Below are 621 nucleotides of genomic sequence, written 5' to 3'. Positions count from 1 at the left end.
GTGCCAAAAGCTGTGCGCGAGGCTCCGGAACAGGCTGATCTCGAAGCAGGCGGTGCCGTCAGGCGCGTCCTCGCGTCGCCAGATCGTGGCGCCGATGTGGGACACGATCGTGGTGGCGGCGTCGCCGCTGTTGAATGCGCGTCCGTCGAGATCGATCGGGACTCCTTTGGCGAGGGTGTCCCGGATAGCCGAGCCACCGACCCGGAATACCGTATAGCCGCCGCTCTGATCGGATACCGACGCCGTCCCGCCTACCAGCGACCTGAAGGAGGCATGGAAAGCCGGCGTGTCGGCCTCGGCCCGCAAATCTGGCTCGTCATGGGCGAGGCCGACGAATGCGATGTCGCGTCCTGTCACGAAGGCAGGGCGCTCGGGCAGATCCGTCTGGCAGGACTGTGCGATGCGCGAGCGCAGCGCTTGCTCCTGTCGCCGGCGGGCCTGCATGGTCATGAGCGCGAGACCGCGACGCTCCGTGATTGTCACCCCGCCGCCTGGCGCGCCGCGCGGGACTGAAGATAAGGCGGATGTCCGCGACAGCTCAGCCATGGAGATTTTTTCCTTCGGGGTCGAAGAAGACCGGCGGCACCACCTCGACCAGGGTGTCGCCGTTCCGGACCGGAT

At 67.0% G+C, this 621-nt stretch carries 1 protein-coding gene; it reads right to left on the bottom strand.

All coding sequences use genetic code 11. From position 1 onward, the window contains the following. Window positions 1-450: sarcosine oxidase subunit gamma (locus tag J6525_RS46650; protein WP_225649639.1), on the bottom strand; the 450-nt coding region annotated here is incomplete at its 3' end. Window positions 451-621 lie beyond the last annotated feature (171 nt).

This window comes from Bradyrhizobium australafricanum (assembly GCF_020329495.1).
Lineage (GTDB): Bacteria > Pseudomonadota > Alphaproteobacteria > Rhizobiales > Xanthobacteraceae > Bradyrhizobium > Bradyrhizobium australafricanum.
This window is presented reverse-complemented; position numbering and strand designations above follow the sequence as displayed.